The 18857-nt window shown below is 71.9% G+C and carries 16 protein-coding genes; 4 read left to right on the top strand and 12 right to left on the bottom strand.

The genetic code is table 11. From position 1 onward, the window contains the following. Positions 1-75: 75 nt before the first annotated feature. On the top strand, positions 76-1509 hold the full coding sequence (locus ACIP8W_RS02095; RefSeq protein ID WP_401952324.1) for a tetratricopeptide repeat protein: 1434 nt from the start codon (positions 76-78) through the stop codon (positions 1507-1509). Between the two features lie 131 nt (positions 1510-1640). Here the strand turns inward: ACIP8W_RS02095 and hppD are convergent, their stop codons facing one another. Beyond that, positions 1641-2786 (bottom strand): 4-hydroxyphenylpyruvate dioxygenase, encoded by a 1146-nt coding sequence (hppD, locus tag ACIP8W_RS02090; RefSeq protein WP_401952322.1) that lies wholly within the window; start codon positions 2784-2786, stop codon positions 1641-1643. A gap of 179 nt (positions 2787-2965) precedes the next feature. On the opposite strand from hppD, the gene ACIP8W_RS02085 reads away from it, so the two are divergent. Together ACIP8W_RS02085 and ACIP8W_RS02080 are read left to right on the top strand one after the other, a co-directional pair. Further along, entirely contained in the window at positions 2966-3442 is a 477-nt protein-coding gene (locus ACIP8W_RS02085; protein WP_401952319.1) for an Lrp/AsnC family transcriptional regulator, read from the top strand. Between the two features lie 10 nt (positions 3443-3452). Continuing rightward, the gene (locus ACIP8W_RS02080; RefSeq protein ID WP_402201617.1) at positions 3453-3707 is read left to right on the top strand and encodes a hypothetical protein; all 255 of its coding nucleotides are present in this window, start codon (positions 3453-3455) and stop codon (positions 3705-3707) included. A gap of 292 nt (positions 3708-3999) precedes the next feature. Here ACIP8W_RS02080 and ACIP8W_RS02075 read toward each other — a convergent pair whose 3' ends face one another. The 10 genes from ACIP8W_RS02075 to ACIP8W_RS02030 form a co-directional block, all read right to left on the bottom strand. Next, entirely contained in the window at positions 4000-4245 is a 246-nt protein-coding gene (locus ACIP8W_RS02075; RefSeq protein WP_402201828.1) for a hypothetical protein, read from the bottom strand. A gap of 117 nt (positions 4246-4362) precedes the next feature. After that, a complete protein-coding gene (locus ACIP8W_RS02070; RefSeq protein WP_401952297.1) occupies positions 4363-5160 on the bottom strand; it encodes a PDZ domain-containing protein in 798 nt (265 codons plus the stop codon). A gap of 83 nt (positions 5161-5243) precedes the next feature. Then, a complete protein-coding gene (locus tag ACIP8W_RS02065) occupies positions 5244-5885 on the bottom strand; it encodes an IclR family transcriptional regulator (RefSeq protein ID WP_401952294.1) in 642 nt (213 codons plus the stop codon). A gap of 530 nt (positions 5886-6415) precedes the next feature. Then, positions 6416-8203 (bottom strand): DEAD/DEAH box helicase, encoded by a 1788-nt coding sequence (locus ACIP8W_RS02060; RefSeq protein WP_401952291.1) that lies wholly within the window; start codon positions 8201-8203, stop codon positions 6416-6418. A 237-nt stretch (positions 8204-8440) separates the two neighbouring features. Continuing rightward, positions 8441-9958, bottom strand: coding sequence for an MFS transporter (locus ACIP8W_RS02055; protein WP_401952289.1), 1518 nt, complete (start codon positions 9956-9958; stop codon positions 8441-8443). Between the two features lie 184 nt (positions 9959-10142). Continuing rightward, the gene (locus tag ACIP8W_RS02050; RefSeq protein ID WP_401952286.1) at positions 10143-12446 is read right to left on the bottom strand and encodes a xanthine dehydrogenase family protein molybdopterin-binding subunit; all 2304 of its coding nucleotides are present in this window, start codon (positions 12444-12446) and stop codon (positions 10143-10145) included. Then, complete coding sequence (locus ACIP8W_RS02045) at positions 12443-13789, bottom strand: (2Fe-2S)-binding protein (RefSeq protein WP_401952284.1); 1347 nt, start codon at positions 13787-13789, stop codon at positions 12443-12445. Before ACIP8W_RS02045 ends, ACIP8W_RS02050 begins: the two co-directional genes overlap by 4 nt. Beyond that, positions 13786-14679 (bottom strand): FAD binding domain-containing protein, encoded by an 894-nt coding sequence (locus tag ACIP8W_RS02040; RefSeq protein ID WP_402201616.1) that lies wholly within the window; start codon positions 14677-14679, stop codon positions 13786-13788. The genes ACIP8W_RS02045 and ACIP8W_RS02040 overlap by 4 nt, the downstream gene beginning before the upstream one ends. A 443-nt stretch (positions 14680-15122) precedes the next feature. Next, entirely contained in the window at positions 15123-15416 is a 294-nt protein-coding gene (locus tag ACIP8W_RS02035; RefSeq protein WP_401952279.1) for a DUF3039 domain-containing protein, read from the bottom strand. Between the two features lie 224 nt (positions 15417-15640). Further along, positions 15641-16201: a YqgE/AlgH family protein gene (locus tag ACIP8W_RS02030; protein ID WP_401952276.1), complete on the bottom strand. Its 561-nt coding sequence runs from the start codon at positions 16199-16201 to the stop codon at positions 15641-15643. A gap of 297 nt (positions 16202-16498) precedes the next feature. On the opposite strand from ACIP8W_RS02030, the gene murA reads away from it, so the two are divergent. Beyond that, positions 16499-17839, top strand: a complete 1341-nt coding sequence (murA, locus tag ACIP8W_RS02025; protein ID WP_401952273.1) for a UDP-N-acetylglucosamine 1-carboxyvinyltransferase — start codon at positions 16499-16501, stop codon at positions 17837-17839. A gap of 120 nt (positions 17840-17959) precedes the next feature. Here the strand turns inward: murA and ACIP8W_RS02020 are convergent, their stop codons facing one another. Continuing rightward, on the bottom strand, positions 17960-18241 hold the full coding sequence (locus ACIP8W_RS02020) for an HU family DNA-binding protein (protein WP_003954777.1): 282 nt from the start codon (positions 18239-18241) through the stop codon (positions 17960-17962). Positions 18242-18857 lie beyond the last annotated feature (616 nt).

Below are 18857 nucleotides of genomic sequence, written 5' to 3'. Positions count from 1 at the left end.
CGCGATCCGCCACTCCAACCACGGACGCATTCTTCGTATTGACGCACAGTAACCATCATGAACGCCATGAATGCCATGAAAACTGAGCAGATCGGTCAGGTCAGAAGAGCGGCGCTGGCGGCCGGGATCGGCGCGGCGCTGGTCGGCGGCGTCCTGCTGTTCGTACCCGACCGGGGCCCGGCCCCGGAGACCGCCGGCCCGCAGGCGCGGGCGCGGGCGGCGATGGAGGCCGGGGCGCCCGCCGCGCTGCCGGATCTGGCCGCGCTCATCCGCGACCGGGAGGCCCGGGTACGGACCCACCCCGAGGACGGCGGGGCCTGGGCGGTGCTCGGTTCCGCCTATGTGCGGCGCGGGCTCATGGGCGCCGATCCCGCGTACTACCCGAAGGCCGACCGGGCCCTGCGGCACTCGCTCGCCGTCCGCCCCGGCGAGCCGTCGACCGCCGCCTCCCCCCGGGCCGCCGGGGGCGACGACGCCAAGGCGGGCACAGGCCACGCCCCCGGGGCGCTCCTCGGGCTCGCCGAACTCGCGGGCGCCCGGCACGACTTCGCCGCCGCCAAGCGGTGGGCCGAGACGGTACGGAAGCAGCGGCCCGCCTCCTGGTCCGCGTACCCGGTGCTGATCGACGCGTACAACGGGCTCGGCGACTACGCGGCGGCGGGCAAGGCCCTCGACAAGCTGCGGGAGCTGCGGTCGGACTCCCCCGTCCTGACCCGCGTCGCCACCGTCTACCGCGACCGGGGCTGGCGCGAGGACGCGGTGGTGAAGGCCACGGAGGCGGCGGCCCGCGCCACCACCCCCGCCGAGAAGGCCGCGGCCCTGCACACCCTGGGCGAACTGGCCCGGGAGCGCGGCGAACCGGCCGAGGCCCTCGGCCACTACACCGCGGCCCTGGCCGCCTCCCGCGACCACCACCCCGCCCTCGCCGGCCGGGCGGCGGCGCTGGCCGCGCTGGGCCGTACGGACGAGGCGTACCGCGACTACCAGGCCGCCCTGGCGAAGTACCCCAGCCTCGAATACACCCTGGAACTGGGTGAGTTGTACGAATCCAAGGGCCTCGACGGCGACGCCGCCACCCAGTACGCGGCCCTGCGCGCCCAGGGCGACCGGGCCCGGGAGAACGGGGTGAACGAGGAACTCGTCCTCGCCCGCGCCGAATCCGACCACGGCGACCCCGACTCCGCCGTCCTGCGCCTCAAGGCCGAGTGGAACAAGAAGCACCGCAGTGTGGCGGTCGCGGACGCGCTGGGCTGGGCGCTGTTCCGTGCGGGCCGGGAGAAGGAGGCCCTGCCCTACGCCCGGAAGGCGACCGAACAGGGCCTGCGCAGCGCCCTGTTCACCTACCACCGGGGCGAGATCGAACGCACCCTCGGCCTGGACGACCCGGCCCGCCGCCATATCGGCGAGGCGCTGCGGATCGATCCGTACTTCTCCCCGCTGCTGGCACCGAAGGCGCTGGACGCACTGGAGGAGCTGGGCGAGCCGGCGGCGACGGAGGCGCCGAAGTAGGGGACGGTGGTCCCGTACGTACAGTTGATCCCGTACGTACGGGCACACGGCCCTCCCCACCTGCTGTTATTGACGGTCTGTCCACGCGTCCGTCACGCGTCAGAGATTCCCGGCGTCAGGGATTCCCGGCGTCAGAGATTCCCGCGCTTCTCCTGTTCGCGCTCGATCGCCTCGAACAGCGCCTTGAAATTGCCCTTGCCGAAGCCCATCGAGCCATGGCGCTCGATCATCTCGAAGAAGACGGTCGGCCGGTCCTGGACGGGCTTGGTGAAGATCTGGAGCAGGTAGCCGTCCTCGTCCCGGTCGACCAGGATCTTCAGCTCGCGCAGCGTCTCGACGGGCACCCGGGTCTCGCCCGCCCATTCGCCGAGGGTGTCGTAGTACGAGTCGGGCGTGTCCAGGAAACGCACACCGGCGGCGCGCATCGCGCGTACGGAGGCGACGATGTCGTTGGTGGCGAGGGCGATGTGCTGGACGCCGGCGCCCCCGTAGAACTCCAGATACTCGTCGATCTGCGACTTCTTCTTGGCGATGGCGGGTTCGTTGATCGGGAACTTCACCTTGAGGGTGCCGTCCGCGACGACTTTCGACATGAGGGCGGAGTACTCGGTGGCGATGTCGTCGCCCACGAACTCCTTCATATTGGTGAACCCCATGACCTGGTGGTAGAACTCCACCCATTCGTTCATCCGGCCGAGCTCGACGTTGCCCACGCAGTGGTCGATGGCCTGGAAGGTGCGCCGGGCGGGGGGCTCCACCATCGGGTCGGCCGCGACGAATCCGGGCAGGTACGGGCCGGTGTAGCCGGAGCGGTCGACCAGGGTGTGCCGGGTCTCGCCGTACGTCGCGATGGCGGCCAGGACGACGGTCCCGTACTCGTCCTTGATCTCGTACGGCTCCTGGAGCCCACGGGCGCCGTGCCCGGTCGCGTAGGCGTACGCGGCCCGCGCGTCCGGGACCTCGATCGCCAGGTCCACGACCCCGTCGCCGTGCTCGGCGACATGCCCGGCGAGGAAGCCGCCCCACTCGGTGGACGCCTTGATGACACTGGTGAACACGAAACGGGCCGCGCCGTTGGTGAGGACGTAACTGGCGGTCTCACGGCTGCCGTTCTCCGGTCCGGAGTAGGCGACCAGCTTCATGCCGAAGGCCGTGGAGTAGTAGTGCGCGGCCTGTTTGGCGTTGCCGACGGCGAAGACGACCGCGTCCATCCCCTTGACCGGAAAGGGGTCCGTGGCGCGCGGGGCAGCGGGGGCGTGCGTGGAGGTGTCAGCCATGGGACCAGGGTCACCCCACTCCACAAGGTGTGCAACAGTTCGCATTTCAGCTGGACAATATGCATAGCGATAGGCCGCGCCATCCGGTCTTTCTGCACAAGATGACCATGTTTGAACCGGAGATCCCCGAGCGGAAGATCCCCGAAGCGGGAGATCTTCGAACGGGAGGGAGACACGCCATGGACAGTGCCGGCATCGACGGACTCGACGGCAGGCTGATCGTGCTGCTGGCCAGGGAGCCCCGGATCGGCGTACTGGAGGCATCGCGCCGGCTGGGCGTGGCGCGCGGGACCGTACAGGCGCGGCTGGACCGCCTCCAGTCGAACGGCGTCATCCGCGACTTCGGCCCCACCGTCGACCCGGCGGCCCTCGGCTACCCGGTCACGGCCTTCGCCACCCTGGAGATCAAACAGGGCCAGGGCGCCGACGTACGCACCCATCTCGCCGGGGTCCCCGAGGTGCTCGAACTCCACACCACCACGGGCTCGGGCGACATGCTCTGCCGCCTGGTCGCCCGCTCCAACGCCGACCTCCAACGGGTGATCGACCTCGTCGTCGGCTTCGACGGCATCGTGCGCGCCTCGACGGCAATTGTCATGGAGAATCCCGTACCGCTGCGGATCATCCCGTTGGTGGAACAGGCAAGCTCCGACTGACGGGGGAACGATGAGGAATCCGAAGGCGGAACTCGCCGCGATGTACGGGGTGGCGGCGGCCATCCACCTGACGGCGGCGATCAGCGCGTACGTATGGGGCGGCTGGGTCCTGATGCGCTTCGCACCGCCGTGCCTCGGGTCCGGGCTCGCCGTCTGGTGCATCCACCGGGCGAACAGCACGACGCCGCCGAGGCGCCCGAACCCACCCGCGGAACAGACCCGCGAGACCGTCACCACCACCGCCGAAGCACCCCCGGGACGGTGACAGGAACCGGCCAACGCGCTTCCGTCCGGGGTTCTGTCCAGGTTCCCGTCCGGCTTTCTGTCCGGCTTCTGTCCGGGTCGTACGGCGCGACCTTCCGTGCCCCCGAGGGGATCGCCCAGCGAGGCACGTACGTTTCGGAGGTGTACGCGTGAGCGCGGGCAGCGGCGGTACGGACAACGGTACGACCGAAGGCGAGGACGAACCCGGCTGGGAGCCGGACGACGACTCCGCGGCGTCATCGCGACAACGGCTCACTTCTCGGCCTCGTTGAGGAGTGAGCCGTCCACGGGTGTCAGTGCGTAAGGAGCACTCGCGTCTCGTCACTCACCTTGGGCGATTCGCTCCGGTCCGCCCAGGTCGAGTCGTCGTGCTCGGTAAGGACAACCGGCTCGCGCTTCTCGACAGTGACGGCAAAGGTGAACTGTCGGGTCAGCAGACCGTTGTCGGATGCGTAGTCGAAGGCACCGACGTAGCCGGTGACTTCGGAGACAACGAGGCCGGTCTCCTCCATGACCTCCCCGCGCAGCGCCTCTTCCAGTTGCTCGTCCGGCTCGACGCCGCCGCCGGGCAGCTCCCAGAGGCCGCCGAGGAAGTCGTCGGGCTTCGTATGAGCTGGAGCGTTCGGCCATCCCCGTCCCCCGTCCCCCGTCCCCCATCAGCAGCTCGGGACCTTCTCGTCCTTCCCCAGTGCCTTCAGCGCCGACACCGCGCCCTTCAGGGTGGTGACGGGGATCAGCCGCATCCCCTTCGGCAGCTCCGACCGCGCGTCCGAGCACTCCGCCTTCGGTACGAGGAAGACGGTCGCCCCGTCGCGTCCGGCCGCCTGGGTCTTCAGGGAGACGCCGCCCACCGCGCCGACCTCGCCGTCGCCGGTGATCGTGCCCGTACCCGCGATGGTGTGGCCGCCGGTCAGGTCGCCGCCGGAGCCGTCGCCGTCGAGTTTGTCGACGATGCCGAGGGCGAAGAGCAGACCGGCGCTGGGGCCGCCGACGTCGGCGAGGTGGAGGCTGACGTCGACGCTCTTGGCGTCCTTGCCGAGATAGCCGAGCGCCGCGCGGGTCGCCGCGTCCTGGGAGTCGACCATGTCCTCGGTGTTGCGCTCGCGGATCTCGCTGTCGGACTTGCCCGACGGGTAGACCGCCTCGCGCGGGAGCACCGCCCGGTCCGTACGGAACCACGCCTCGGCCACGTCCCCGAGGCTGATGTCCGTCGACGGGCCGGTCGCCAGGATTGTCGTCATCCGCAGCTCGCCCGTGGTTCTACGGGTGGGCGTCCCGCTGATCGCGATGACCGGCCGGCCCCGGTCCGAGCCGAGGACGTCCGTGGTCGAACCCGGCTGCGCCACGGCGTACGGCAACGGCGCGGCCAGGGTGACGGCGAACAGCGCGACGACCGGGAGGGCGCACACCGCGAGAACAGCGGGACGCGGGAGACGAGAGAGACGTGAGAACACGGGTGTCAATCTATCTGCCGCGTTCCGGGCGGGCTCACACCCTCCGCCGCCGGTCAGCCGGGCCTCACACCCTCCGCCGCCGGTCAGCGCAGTGCGTCGGCGACCTCCCTGGCCGCGTCGACCACGCGCGCGCCCACCCGTTCCGGTACGGCGTCGGTGAGCATCACCACGCCCACGCTGCCCTCTATGCCGGTCACCCCGACCAGCGCCGCCGCCGCGCCGCTGGCGCCCGCCTCCAGCTCGCCGTGGGTGAGGGTGCAGTGCGGTTCGGTGAAGACGGTCTGCCGGGCGGCGAGGATCGCCTTCCCGGCCGCGCCCCGGTCGAGCGGGTGGCGGAAACCGGTGCGGTACGCGACGTGGTAGTCCGTCCAGGTCGGTTCCACGACGGCGACGGCCAGCGCCTCCGCCCCGTCGACGAGCGTCAGATGCGCGGTGGCCCCGATGTCCTCGGCGAGCGAGCGCAGGGCGGGCAGGGCGGCTTCCCGTACGAGGGGATGCACCTGTCTGCCGAGGCGCAGCACACCGAGGCCCACTCTGGCGCGTCCGCCCAGGTCACGGCGGACCAGGGCGTGCTGTTCGAGCGTGGCGAGGAGCCGGTAGACGACGGTTCTGTTGACACCGAGCCTGGTGGACAGCTCGGTCACGGTCAGCCCGTGGTCGGTGTCGGCGAGCAGTTTGAGGACGCGCAGCCCTCGGTCGAGGGTCTGGGAGGTCTCCGCGGTCACGACGCCCTCTCCTTCGGATTCGGTGGGGGAGGTTGGTCCGGAGTGGGTCTCGCGAACCTGCGGCACCGGTCGCGGGGGCGGGGGTGCCACGGAGCGTTGACGTTTGCGGGGACAGTAACCACGGACACCGCTCAGCGGAAGCCCTCGTCCAGAATCCGGGCACATGAGGCTATGGATCCGTAACGGACCGGAGTCGTCCGGGGCACGTCCCGTCGCCCCGGAGCCCATGACAGGAGCACACAAAAGGCACAGATGCGACACAGAGGCAGCACGGCACGCGTACAGGGAGCGGGCGAACGCTCACGCTATGCCGCATACCGGCGCGCTTCGGGTCCGTACGACAGTGGCCGCTGCCGGATCCGGCAGCGGCCACGTGCGTATGGACTCCCGCGCCTCGCGGCTACGGAGAGCTATGCGGTGTGACGCATATCTTTACGACTCGCCGCATCCTCTTCACGAGGTACGACACACAACAACCTGCTGCACGAGGTACGACACGGCGCGGCGTCACCGCGAGGCGGCCCGCGGCGTCACCGCATCCGGGTGGCCCACTCCCCCACCTTCGCGATCCGCTCCCTGAGCTGCCCCGCCGTCGCCTCCGCGCTCGGCGGCCCGCCGCAGACCCGGCGCAGCTCGGTGTGGATCACGCCGTGCGGCTTGCCGCTCTGGTGGACGTAGGCGCCGACCATGGTGTTGAGCTGTTTGCGCAGCCCGAGCAGCTCCTTGTGGGAGACCACGGGCCGTTTCTCGGCGGGCAGCTCCAGCAGGTCCGCCTCGGCGTCCGGCCTCTTGCGGCTGTGCGCGATCTGCCGGGCCTGGCGCTTCTGGAGCAGCATCTGCACCTGGTCGGGCTCCAGCAGTCCGGGGATGCCGAGGTAGTCCTGCTCCTCCTCGCTGCCGGGGTGGGCCTGCATGCCGAAGGAGGCACCGTCGTACATGACCCGGTCGAAGACCGCGTCGGACTCCAGCGCCTCGAAGGTGAACTGTTCCTGCTCGCCGGTGTCCTCGTCCTGGAGCTTCTCGGCCTCCGCCAGCTCCTTCTCGGACTCGGCGTAGGGGTCGTCCTCGCCCTTCTTCGGCTTGTCGAGCACATGATCACGCTCGACCTCCATCTCGCTGGCGAAGCCGAGCAGGCCGGGGATGGTCGGCAGGAAGACGGAGGCGGTCTCGCCGCGCCGCCGGGACCGTACGAAACGGCCCACGGCCTGCGCGAAGAAGAGCGGGGTCGAGATGGTGGTCGCGTACACGCCGACCGCCAGCCGTGGCACGTCGACGCCCTCCGACACCATGCGGACCGCGACCATCCAGCGGTCGGTGGAGCCGCTGAACTCGTCGATCCGCTTCGACGCGCCGGTGTCGTCGGAGAGGACGACGGTGGCCTTCGTGCCGGTGATCTCGCGGATGAGCTTGGCGTACGCGCGTGCCGAGTCCTGGTCGCTGGCGATGACCAGGGCGCCCGCGTCCGGGATGCCCTTGCGCACCTCGGTGAGCCGCTGGTCGGCGGCGCGCAGCACGTTGGGCATCCAGTCGCCGCGCGGGTCGAGCGCGGTGCGCCAGGCCTGCGAGACGGCGTCCTTGGTCATGGGCTCGCCGAGCTTGGCCTCGATCTCGTCCCCGGCCTTGGTGCGCCAGCGCATGTTGCCGCTGTAGCTGAGGAAGATCACGGGCCGGACGACTCCGTCGCCCAGCGCGTTCCCGTACCCGTAGGTGTAGTCGGCGGACGAGCGGCGGATGCCGTCGTCGCCCTCCTCGTACGCGACGAAGGGGATGGGGTTGGTGTCGGACCGGAACGGCGTCCCGGTCAGCGCGAGCCGCCGCGTCGCGGGCTCGAACGCCTCCAGGCAGGCCTCGCCCCAGGACTTGGAGTCGCCCGCGTGGTGGATCTCGTCGAGGATGACCAGGGTCTTGCGCTGCTCGCACCGGTTGCGGTGGAGCATGGGCCGGACCCCGACACCCGCGTAGGTGATCGCGACGCCGTCGTACTCCTTGCTCACCGGCCCGGCGCTGTACCCCGGGTCGAGCTTGATCCCGATCCGCGCGGCGGCCTCCGCCCACTGCTTCTTGAGATGCTCGGTCGGCGCGACAACGGTCACCTGCTGGACCACATGGTGGTGCAGCAGCCAGGAGGCGAGGGTCAGCGCGAAGGTGGTCTTCCCCGCTCCGGGGGTCGCGACGGCGAGGAAGTCACGGGGCTGCTCCTGGAGGTATCGGCCGAGGGCGTTCTCCTGCCAGGCACGCAGCTTGTTGGCGGTACCCCAGGGCGCGCGGCCCGGGAAGGCGGGAGAAAGGTGATGGGAGGAGGAGGCGGTAGTAGTCACGGTCTCCGGTTCGGACGCTCGGGTTCACGGGGTCTACGTACGACGACAACCGGGCCACCCTACCCGCGGGGCGCCCCGGTTCCGCGACGAATCCGGCACCGCCGGGACGACTGCGACGGCGGTCACACCGGGCCCCGGCTGCCGGGCGAAGCGGGGAAGCAGCTCGGCGATCTCCGGCGTTCGCGGCGTCTCCGGCCCGCCGGGACGGGCCCTGGAGCAGCCTGCCACCCACCGGTGTTACGCCATCGGCTCTCGCGTCCGTACCCGTGTCGCCACCCAGACCCCCACCAGCGCCACCGCCGCCATCGGCAGGAACACCGCCACGAAGGCCACCGGGTGCGAGGCGCCCGCGGCCGTGGCCGCCGTGTGGGCACCGACCGCGCCGCCGCCCAGGGCGGCGAACGCCGCGCCGCCCGCCGTCAACAGGAGGGCGTTCGTCAGGCCGTCGGATATCTGGAGCGCCGCCGAGTTGGCGCCCGCCTCCTCCGGCGCGGAGAGCTTGAGCAGCAGCACGCTCGTGGAGGCGATCACCGCGCCCATGCCGAGGCAGCCGACCGCCCAGCCGAGGCCGAGGACCCAGACGGGGACGGAGTGGATCAGTACGGTCGGCGCGACCGCGATGGCCAGGGCGACCAGCACCATCCCGCCCGCCATCAGCCGCTCGCGGTACGGCTCGACACGCGGCCTGGCCTGTATGTACGAGCCGAGCGCCCAGGTCGCGCCGCCGACCGCGAGCGAGAGCCCGGCCATCGTCGGGGAGAGCCCGCGCTCGGCGACCAGCATCAGCGGGACGAAGCTCTCCGCCGCGATGAACGACCCGGCGGCGACCCCGCGCAGCAGCACCACCGACGGCAGCCCGCGCGCCGCGCGCCAGGTGCCGGCCGGCAGCAGTCCGAGGACGGCGGGTACGAGGAAGGCGACGCCCGCCAGCATCGGCAGCAGCGAGAACCAGCGCAGCTCCTGCCCCGCGTACTGGAGCAGCCCCGCGCCCAGCGAGATCCCGAGCGCCAGCCGGATCCGCCGCCGGTCGAAACCGGGAACCGGCGCCGAGGCGTCGGCGGGCCCCGCGGCGGTACGCCGTATCGCGGGCAGCGCGAGCGCCAGCGCCGGTACGACGAGGACCGGGATCCCGACGAAGACCCAGCGCCAGCCCAGGTGCTGGGTCACGGTGCCGGACGCGAGCGGCCCGACGACGGAGGGGATCACCCAGCTCGCGGAGAACGCGGCCATGATCGAGGGCCGCAGCCGTTCCGGGTAGGCGCGGCGGATGACGACGTACAGCGAGACGATCACCAGCCCGCCACCGAGCCCCTGGACGGCCCGGCCGAGGATGAACAGCAGCATGGAGGACGCGGTGCCGGAGAGCAGCAGCCCGGTACCGAACCCGGCTATCCCCACGGTCAACGGCGCCAGCGGCCCGCTGCGGTCGGCCCACTGACCGGCCAGGACCATCGCGAAGAGGCTGGTCGTGAAGTACGCGGAGAAGGCGAACGCGTACAGCCCGATCCCGTTCAGCTCCCGCGCGGCCACCGGCATCGCGGTACCGACCGCGGTCGCCTCGAAGGCGATGAGCACGACGACGGCGACGATCCCGACGCTGAGCGCCCGATGCTCCGGCCCCAGGATCCCGGCCTGCCCGGCTTTCCCCGCCTTCCCCGTTCTCCCGGCCTTCTCAGCGGGTACGGACGGAGGCTTCCCGGCACGGCCGGACGGAGCGGGGGCGACGGCGGCGTCACCTGGTTCGAGGGCGGTCATGGACTTCAGCGTAGGGGGCGTACGGCCGCCTGAACCCTGTCGGACGATGGACCAGTGCTGGTCCCTTGGTCGTACGACCGCCGTCCGACCGCCCGCCTCCGGCCATGGACGTGGCAGGGCGGAGAGCGGCCCCCGTCCTCAGGGGCCGCTCTCTGTCGTACGGCTACGGCTACGGCTCGTACCGCTACGGCGCCGCCACCGCGGCCTGGGGGCGTACCGGGAGGCGGCTTACCGGGCGGCCGGTGGCGGCGCGTACCGCCGCGGCTACCGCGGCCGGGGAGGTGACCACCGGGGCGGCGCTGGCGGGTTTGGCGCCGAAGGGGGCCACCACGTCGCGTTCCTCGACGAGTTTGACGATACGGATGTCCGGCGCGTCCAGCGAGGTCGGCAGGGCGTAGCCGGTGAGGTCGGGGCGGCGGATCACACCGCGGGTGGTGCGGAGGTTCTCGGTCAGGGCCGTGCCGATGCCCTGGGTGACGCCCGCCTCGATGCGGGTGGCGAGCTGGGCCGGGTTGAGGATGCGGCCGACGTCCTGGGCGACGGCCATCTCGACGACCCGGATCGAGCCGAGTTCGATGTCGACGTCGACGACCGAGCGGATCGCGCAGAAGGCCATGCCCACGAAGGCGTCGCCCTGGCCGGCGGCGTCGAGCGGTTCGGTCGGGTGGGGGCGGCACTGGGCGGTGGCCCAGAGTTCCTTGCCGTCCATGGCCTCGGTGACGGTGGTGGAGAGCACACCGTCGTACGAGGTGATCTTCCCGTCGGTGATCTGGAGCAGCTCGGTGGACATGCCGAACTTGTGGGCCAGCGGCTGGAGCAGCTGGGTGCGGACCATCTTCGCGGCCCGTTCGACCGCGCCGCCCGAGACCCAGGTGTGGCGTCCGTGGGCGGCCGGGCCGGCCGGGGGCTGGTCGGTGTCGACGGAGGCCACCTGGACCTCTTCGATACCCAGGGTCTCCTGCACGATCTGGCGGGCCAGCGTGGTGAAACCCTGGCCGGTCTCGACGGCCGCGCAGATGACGGTGGCGATGCCGTCGTGGACCTTGACGGTGGCCGTGGAGACCTCGTCCGCGCCCTCCGCGCCGAGCATGTGGACCATGCCGACCGCGTACCCCACGCCCCGGCGCACCGCGCCCGGTTCGCCCGCGCCCTCGGGGCCGCCGGGCAGCAGCCAGGCCGTCTCCGGGGTGTCCTTGGGCAGCGGGGGCAGCGGGAAGTCCCGTACGGCACGGAGCAGTTCGGCCACCGGGGCCGGGCAGGTCACGGTCTGGCCCGTGGGCAGGATGTCGCCGGTGGCGAGGACGTTGCGCAGGCGCAGCTCGGCCGGGTCGATGCCCAGCTTGGCGGCGAGTTTGTCCATCTGGCCCTCGTACGCGGCGCACACCTGCATGGCGCCCTCGCCCCGGACGTGTCCGGAGGGCGGGTTGTTGGTCCGTACGGCCCAGCCCTCGATGAAGGCGTGCGGGACGACGTACGGGCCGCAGGCGAAGGCGACGGCCGCCGCGAGGGACTCGGACGAGGAGTCCGCGTACGCGCCCGCGTCCAGCAGGATCTGCGCCTCGACCTTGACCAGCCGGCCCTCGGCGTCGGCGTGGTGGCGGTAGCGCAGCAGGGCCGGGTGGCGGTGGGCGTGGCCGAGGAAGGACTCCTCGCGGGTGGCGGCGAGCTTGACCGGGCAGCCGGTACGGAGCGCGAGCAGGCCCAGCGGGATCTGGAAGCCGGGGTCCTCGCGGTCGCCGGTGGCGCCGGGGACGCCGGTGACGACGACCTTGACCATCTCGGGGGCGAGCCCGAAGCAGGCGGCGGCGAGGTCGCGGTCGGTGTGCGGGTCGGTGGAGGCGGTGTAGATCTCCACCCCGCCGTCCGGCCTCGGCACGGCGAGTCCGGCCTCGGCGCCGATGGGCGCGGGGTCCTGGCGGCCGATCCGGTAGAGCCCCTCGACGATGACCTCGCCGGTGATCTCGGAGTCGCCGTACCGCAACGGGATATGGCGGATCAGATTGCCGTCCGGGTGCAGTGGTTCGGCGGCGAAGGCTTTCTCGGGGTCGGTGACCGGGTCGAGGATCTCGTACTCGACGGCGATGGCCGCGGCGGCGAGCCGGGCCGTGTCGGGGTGGTCGGCGGCGACGGCGGCGATGGCCTCGCCGTGGTGGCGTACGACCTCGGAGGCGAAGACGGGGCGGTCGGCGACGCGTCTGCCGTACGCCGAGTCGCCGGGGACGTCCTGGTGCGTGACGACGGCGCGGACGCCCGGCATCTCGGCCGCCGCCGCGGTGTCGACCGACACGATGCGGGCGTGCGGGTGCGGGGAGCGCAGGATGGCCGCCCACAGCAGGCCCTCGGCCCACAGGTCGGCGGCGTACGGAAAGGTGCCCTCGGTCTTCGCGCGCGCGTCGGCCGGGGGGAGCGATGCGCCGAGGCCGTGTGCGGGCGGCTCCGGCTGGGGACCGTCGGGCGCCGTGGCCGCGGTGGCCGCGTCTGTGCTCACGCCATGCCTCCGTCGGGCGAGTGCGGGGTGGAGCCGGGCCGCGGCCGGTCGCCGTTGGTCCCGGGCTGTGTCTGGTGCGGTACGCGGGCTTCCTCGGAGGCGGCCGCGGCGGCCTCCGCCGTGGCTCTGCGCTCGGCGACGACCTGGTCGACCGCGTCGAGCACGCCGCGATAGCCGGAGCAGCGGCAGAGGTTGCCGCAGAGCGCCTGCCGGGTCTCCAGTTCGCTGGGGGCGTGGTTGCCCTCCAGCAGGTCGTGGACGGTCATCGCCATGCCGGGGATGCAGAAACCGCACTGCACCGCCCCGCAGGTGGCCAGCGCCCGCTGGACGTCGGAGGGTTCGCCCTCGGTGGCCAGCCCCTCGACCGTACGGACCTCGGATCCGGCGGCGGTCGCGGCGGGCACCAGGCAGGAGGCGACGAGCCGGCCGTCGACCTGGACGTTGCAGGCGCCGCACTCGCCCTGCGAGCAGCCGTCCTTGGCGCCCGCGAGGCCGAGGCGCTCGCGCAGGACGTACAGCAGCGACTCGCCGATCCAGGCGTCGGTGACGGGCCGGTCGGCGCCGTTGACGCGCAGGACGTAGGAGCCCGCGGGGTGTTCGGCGCTGTCGCCGCTGGTGAGGAGCGGCACGGGATCCGTCAGCGGATCCGGCTCGCGGGCGGGTGCGGCCTCCGGTACGGAACCGGCGGCCGCCGGCGCCTCCGCCGTGTCGGCGTCGCCGTCGGCGGTCTCGTTCGTGTCGTCGCCGGTCTCCGCCCAGGGGGCGAGGGCGCCGCCCGGCAGCGTGGCCGACAGGCCGCCGCCCGCCCACTGCGAGGTGAGGACGGAGGTACTGAACTCGCCTGATTCGTCCGGGAGATCGCCCTGCGCGACCGGGATCGCCCACTGCCCGGTCGGCGCGGCGGGCGCCGCGCTCCCGGCGGCGGCCGCGTCCGCGTCGGCGGCGACGTCCTGGAAGTTCCAGTGGCTGGTCCCCTGCGGGGTGTAGCCGCCGGGGCCGTAACCGCCGTGCGCGTAACCGCCCTGGCCCGGTTCCGGCCACTGCGTCTGCGGCTGCGTCCCGCCGTCCTGGCCCGGCTCGGGCCACCGTACGCCGTCGCCCGCCCCGACGACCGGCTGAGCGGCCCAGCCGCCCGGCGCGGCGGACGCGCCCGCCGCCGGATCCGAGGGAGCGGGAGGGACGATGCTCGGCGGTACGTAGCCGTGCCCCGGCGCGGCCAGCGGCGCGTCCAGGGCGTCTTCCGGGGGCAGTTGTACGAACGCGGTCGACTCGCCGTCGTACTCACCGCCCTGCGGGACCGGCTGCCAGCCGCCCCGGCCCCCGGGGTTCTCCTCGGTGCTCACGACAACGCCCTCCCCAGTGCCCGTCGGGCCAGCGCGGCGACGGTACGCCGCAGATGCAGTATGGCGGCCGATGGCGTGGGCGCCTCTCCCCCGCCGACCGGAGCCTGGTCCGGGATGCAGGCGGCGGCGACGTACTCGCCGAAGGCCGCGAGCGCCTCCTGCGCGAGCCCCCGCGCGCCGTCCCAGTCGATCAGCGAGGCGATCCAGCGCTCCGCCTCCAGCGGGCGCAGCGGCATCGGCGCGATGGCGCCGACCGCGCAACGCACCCCGCGCCGTGCCGGATCGAGCACGACGGCGACGGACGCGGTGGCCCTGCCGGGCCCGGTGCGCCCCGTCGCCTTGAGGAAGACCTGCGGCGCGTGCAGCAGCGGTACGCGGACGAAGCCGATCAGCTCCGCGGGGGCCAGCATCTCGCGGCCCGCCAGCAGATGTGACACGGGGATCTCACGGCGCGCGCCGTCGGGTCCCGCGACCACCAGATCGGCTTCCAGCGCGGCGAGTACGGGGAGCGCGTCCCCGGTCGGGGCGGCGCTGGCGATGTTGCCGCCGAGCGTGCCCGCGTTACGGATCTGGGGCGGGCCCGCCGCGCGCGCGGAGGCGGCGAGCGCGGGGATGAGCGCCGCGAAGTCGGGTCTGCCCATGCGTGCGTGGGTGAGGCCGGCCCCGAGGAGGGCGTGCCCGTCCTGGTAGTGCCAGCCGCGCAACTCGCTGATCCTGCCGAGCCCGACGAGTCCCGCGGGGCGCAGCTGGCCCTTGTTGACGGCCGCCATCAGATCGGTTCCGCCCGCTACCGGCACGGCGGCAGGCATCGCGGTGAGCGCCGCCACGGCCTCGTCCAGCGAGGCCGGCAGCGTGACGAACTGCGCCGTTTGCGGTGCGTGCGTGGTCAACCCAGCTGCCCCTTTCCGGTGTCCCGGTATCCCGCCTGTGTTGCCGTACCGTACGTGCTCACAGCCGGGACGTGGCAACTCTGGCACATCTTCCCGGCCTGCCGACGCGAGGGTCCACGAAGGACGCATCCGTCCCCCACCAGGGTGAAGGTCCGCTTTCGCGCCTCTTGTACACGACTTATCCTGCCGTCCGCCCCGAGTTCACACACGCGGGTTCACACGGACGGGCTCCCCGGGACCAAGTCCCCGCCGGACGGCCGGTATTCGCCCCACGGCGCCCCCGCGAGGCCCCGCGGCGCCCCAGGACGCGTCGCCCCCCACGGCACCCCCATGGAGACCTGCGGCGCGACACGCGGCGACACGCCCGGCGCGACATGCGAACGGCCCCCGGGGCGCGCTCCACGCGCACGCCCCGGGGGCCGTTCCCGACAGACGGCCAACGGCTACTTCTTGCCGTCGCCCTTGCCGCCCTTGCCCTTGTCCCCACCGGGGCCCATGGACTCGTAGATCTCCTTGCACATCGGACAGACCGGGTACTTCTTGGGGTCGCGCCCCGGCACCCAGACCTTTCCGCACAGTGCGACCACGGGAGTGCCCTCCAGGGCACTGGCCATGATCTTGTCCTTCTGGACGTAGTGGGCGAAGCGCTCGTGGTCGCCGTCACCGTGCGACACCTGCGGTGTCGGCTCCACGAGGGTGCTTGTGCCTGCCCCGCGATCGGGCTCAAGAGTGCTCATGGGAGCCAAGGGTACCCACGCCGGACGCGTCATGGGGGCCCGGGTCCGTGCACTCCGCAGCCGAATGCTCACGCATCGCGCCGACACGCCGAACGACGAGCGCGCCGAGAGCCGCGAACAACGAGAACGCCGACCGCCGAGCGCGCCGCATCACCGAGGGCACCGAACAGCGAGAGCACCGGACAACAAGAGAGCGACACGATCCAGCCAATCCGGCTGATGCGTCAGTTGAGCGATGGATCGTCCGGATATGTCGCGATCATCGCCAGCTCGCTGCGCTGCCGGCGCAGCACCGCCCGCCACAGCCCCTCCGGGCGGGGCGACGATACGTCGCCGGGCTCCGAGTCGACGACATACCACGCGCCCTCGCCCAGCTCACCCTCCAGCTGGCCCGGCCCCCAGCCCGCGTACCCCGCGAAGATCCGCAGCGAGCCGAGCGCCTTCGCGAGCAGTTCGGGCGGGGCCTCCAGGTCGACCAGGCCGATCGCCCCGTACACCCGGCGCCAGCCCAACGGACCGTCACCGCCGGGTATGACGGCGAGGCCGAGCGCGGAGTCCAGCGAGACGGGGCCGCCCTGGAAGACCACGCCGGGCTCGCCCGCCAGCTCCCCCCAGGACTCCAGGATGTCCCCGACGTCCACGGGGGTGGGCCGGTTGAGGACCACGCCGAGGGAACCCTTCTCGTCGTGATCGAGCAGGAGGACCACCGCGCGGTCGAAATTCGGGTCGGACAGGGCGGGGGTCGCGACGAGCAGCCGCCCTGTGAGCGAGGACACCTCGGTCATGCGAGACATGATCCCGCATATTCGGCCCGCGCGGGCGCGCCCGGCACAGTAAGGCGTGAACATGGCCCCGGGCGTGGCGCGACATCATCCCGTACGACCGTCGTACCGGTCACCGCGCCGACGGGTACGCCGACCGCGTGGTGACCGTGTGCGAGGGAGATGCCACCGAGGGTGTCCCGCCCGTTCCGTTACATGTCCATTACGTGTCCCACCCGCCCCGGGCCTTACGGGTCAGGGGCCCCTGACCCTTACCCTTTTCCTTGACCGCCAGCCCGCCCACTCCGGAACGCGAGATTCATGACCGCCACAGACGATGTAATGCTTGTCCACGGTGGAACCCCGCTCGAGGGCGAGATCCGCGTCCGCGGCGCGAAGAACCTGGTGCCGAAGGCCATGGTCGCCGCGCTGCTCGGCAGCGGCCCCAGCAGGCTCCGCAATGTGCCGGACATCCGCGATGTGCGGGTGGTCCGGGGACTGCTCCAACTGCACGGCGTCACGGTGCGCCCCGGCGACGAGCCGGGCGAGCTGATCCTCGACCCGACCCATGTCGAGAGCGCCAACGTCGCGGACATCGACGCCCACGCGGGTTCCTCGCGTATCCCGATCCTCTTCTGCGGACCGCTGCTGCACCGGCTCGGCCACGCGTTCATCCCCGGTCTGGGCGGCTGCGACATCGGCGGCAGGCCGATCGACTTCCACTTCGACGTGCTGCGCCGGTTCGGCGCGACGATCGAGAAGCGGGACGACGGCCAGTACCTGGAGGCCCCGCAGCGGCTGCGCGGCACCAAGATCCGGCTGCCGTACCCGTCGGTCGGCTCGACGGAGCAGGTGCTGCTGACGGCCGTGCTGGCCGAGGGCGTCACCGAGCTGTCGAACGCGGCCGTGGAGCCGGAGATCGAGGACCTCATCTGCGTGCTCCAGAAGATGGGCGCGATGATCTCCCTGGACACCGACCGGACGATCCGGATCACCGGTGTCGACCGCCTCGACGGCTATACGCACCGGGCGCTCCCGGACCGGCTGGAGGCCGCGTCCTGGGCCTCGGCCGCGCTGGCCACCGAGGGCAACATCTACGTCCGCGGCGCGCAGCAGCGGTCGATGATGACGTTCCTGAACACCTACCGCAAGGTCGGCGGCGCCTTCGAGATCGACGACAAGGGCATCCGCTTCTGGCACCCGGGCGGCTCGCTCAACGCCATCGCGCTGGAGACGGACGTACACCCCGGTTTCCAGACCGACTGGCAGCAGCCCCTGGTGGTGGCCCTGACGCAGGCTTCGGGGCTCTCCATCGTCCACGAGACGGTGTACGAGTCCCGGCTCGGTTTCACCTCCGCGCTCAACCAGATGGGCGCGCACATCCAGCTCTACCGGGAGTGCCTGGGCGGCTCCGACTGCCGCTTCGGGCAGCGCAACTTCCTGCACTCCGCGGTGGTGTCGGGCCCCACCAAGCTCCAGGGCGCGGATCTGGTCATCCCCGACCTGCGCGGTGGTTTCTCGTACCTGATCGCGGCGCTGGCGGCCCAGGGCACGTCCCGGGTGCACGGCATCGACCTGATCAACCGCGGCTACGAGAACTTCATGGACAAGCTCGTCGAGCTGGGGGCGAAGGTCGAGCTTCCGGGCGGCGCGCTCGGCTGACGCCCGACGGGGCGGTGAGCCCGTACGACATCCGCACACAGCAGGGGCGGCCATCCGGATCGGATGGCCGCCCCTGTGCGTTACTCCGGCGCCGTGACCGGCGCCGCCTGCCTATGGGTGTTACTTGCCCTTGGCGGCTTCCTTGAGCTTGGAGCCCGCGGAGACCTTCACGCTGTAGCCGGCCGGGATCTGGATCGGGTCGCCGGTCTGCGGGTTACGAGCGGTGCGAGCGGCACGGTGGGTGCGCTCGAAGGTCAGGAAGCCGGGGATGGTGACCTTCTCGTCGCCCTTGGCGACGATCTCACCGACGGTCTCGGCGAGAGCGGCCAGCACAGCGTCGGCGTCCTTGCGGGTCACCTCGGCGCGGTCGGCCAGGGCGGCCACCAGCTCACTGCGGTTCATGTTGTTACTCCCGTGTTCTTCTTGCCTGTGAGGCGTGAGATCGAAGCCGATGCTGCCAGGGCCCTCGGACAGTCCCCGGACCCGGGTCTGCTGACAGACCCTCGCGCCCGAATACGCATCCTGCCCCCACCAGCGGCGGGAAAGCCAATCCGGCACCCTCCGGAGTCACACGAAAAGCGCCACCGCCTCGCCGTTTGTGACGTTCCGTCGACTCTGTGGGGACTCCTTGGAGCCTTGGGGCTCTGAGAAGGCGTGTCGCCCCCGGAAGGCCCTGAAACCTTCCCGGAGCGGCGGGGCTCATGGTCCGCCACCCTAGAGGGGGCCGTGCTGCCCGGCGAATCGCGACGCGCCGGGCACCGGACGGACGTGAGATGTACCGCAATCAGGGACGACGCGGCGCCGGCCCGCGCCCGGTCCCGTGTGGGACGAGTCACCCGCGCCGCCGGACGGACGGCCGGAGCGGGTGTTACGGAACCGGCGCGGCGCCGCTGGAGAAAGGTTTAACCGGTCTTGACTAGCCCCAAGGCCGTGAAGTTATGGCTCTGGCTGCGTTGTCCAGAGGGCCTTGAGGTGCGGTTTCGGCGGACATGAGGAGCGGAGCCCCGGTAGAACTGGC

Source organism: Streptomyces sp. NPDC088554, assembly GCF_044752945.1.
In the GTDB taxonomy this organism is placed as follows: Bacteria; Actinomycetota; Actinomycetes; order Streptomycetales; family Streptomycetaceae; genus Streptomyces.
Note: the sequence above shows the minus strand (reverse complement) of the source record. Positions and strands in the feature narration are given on the sequence as shown.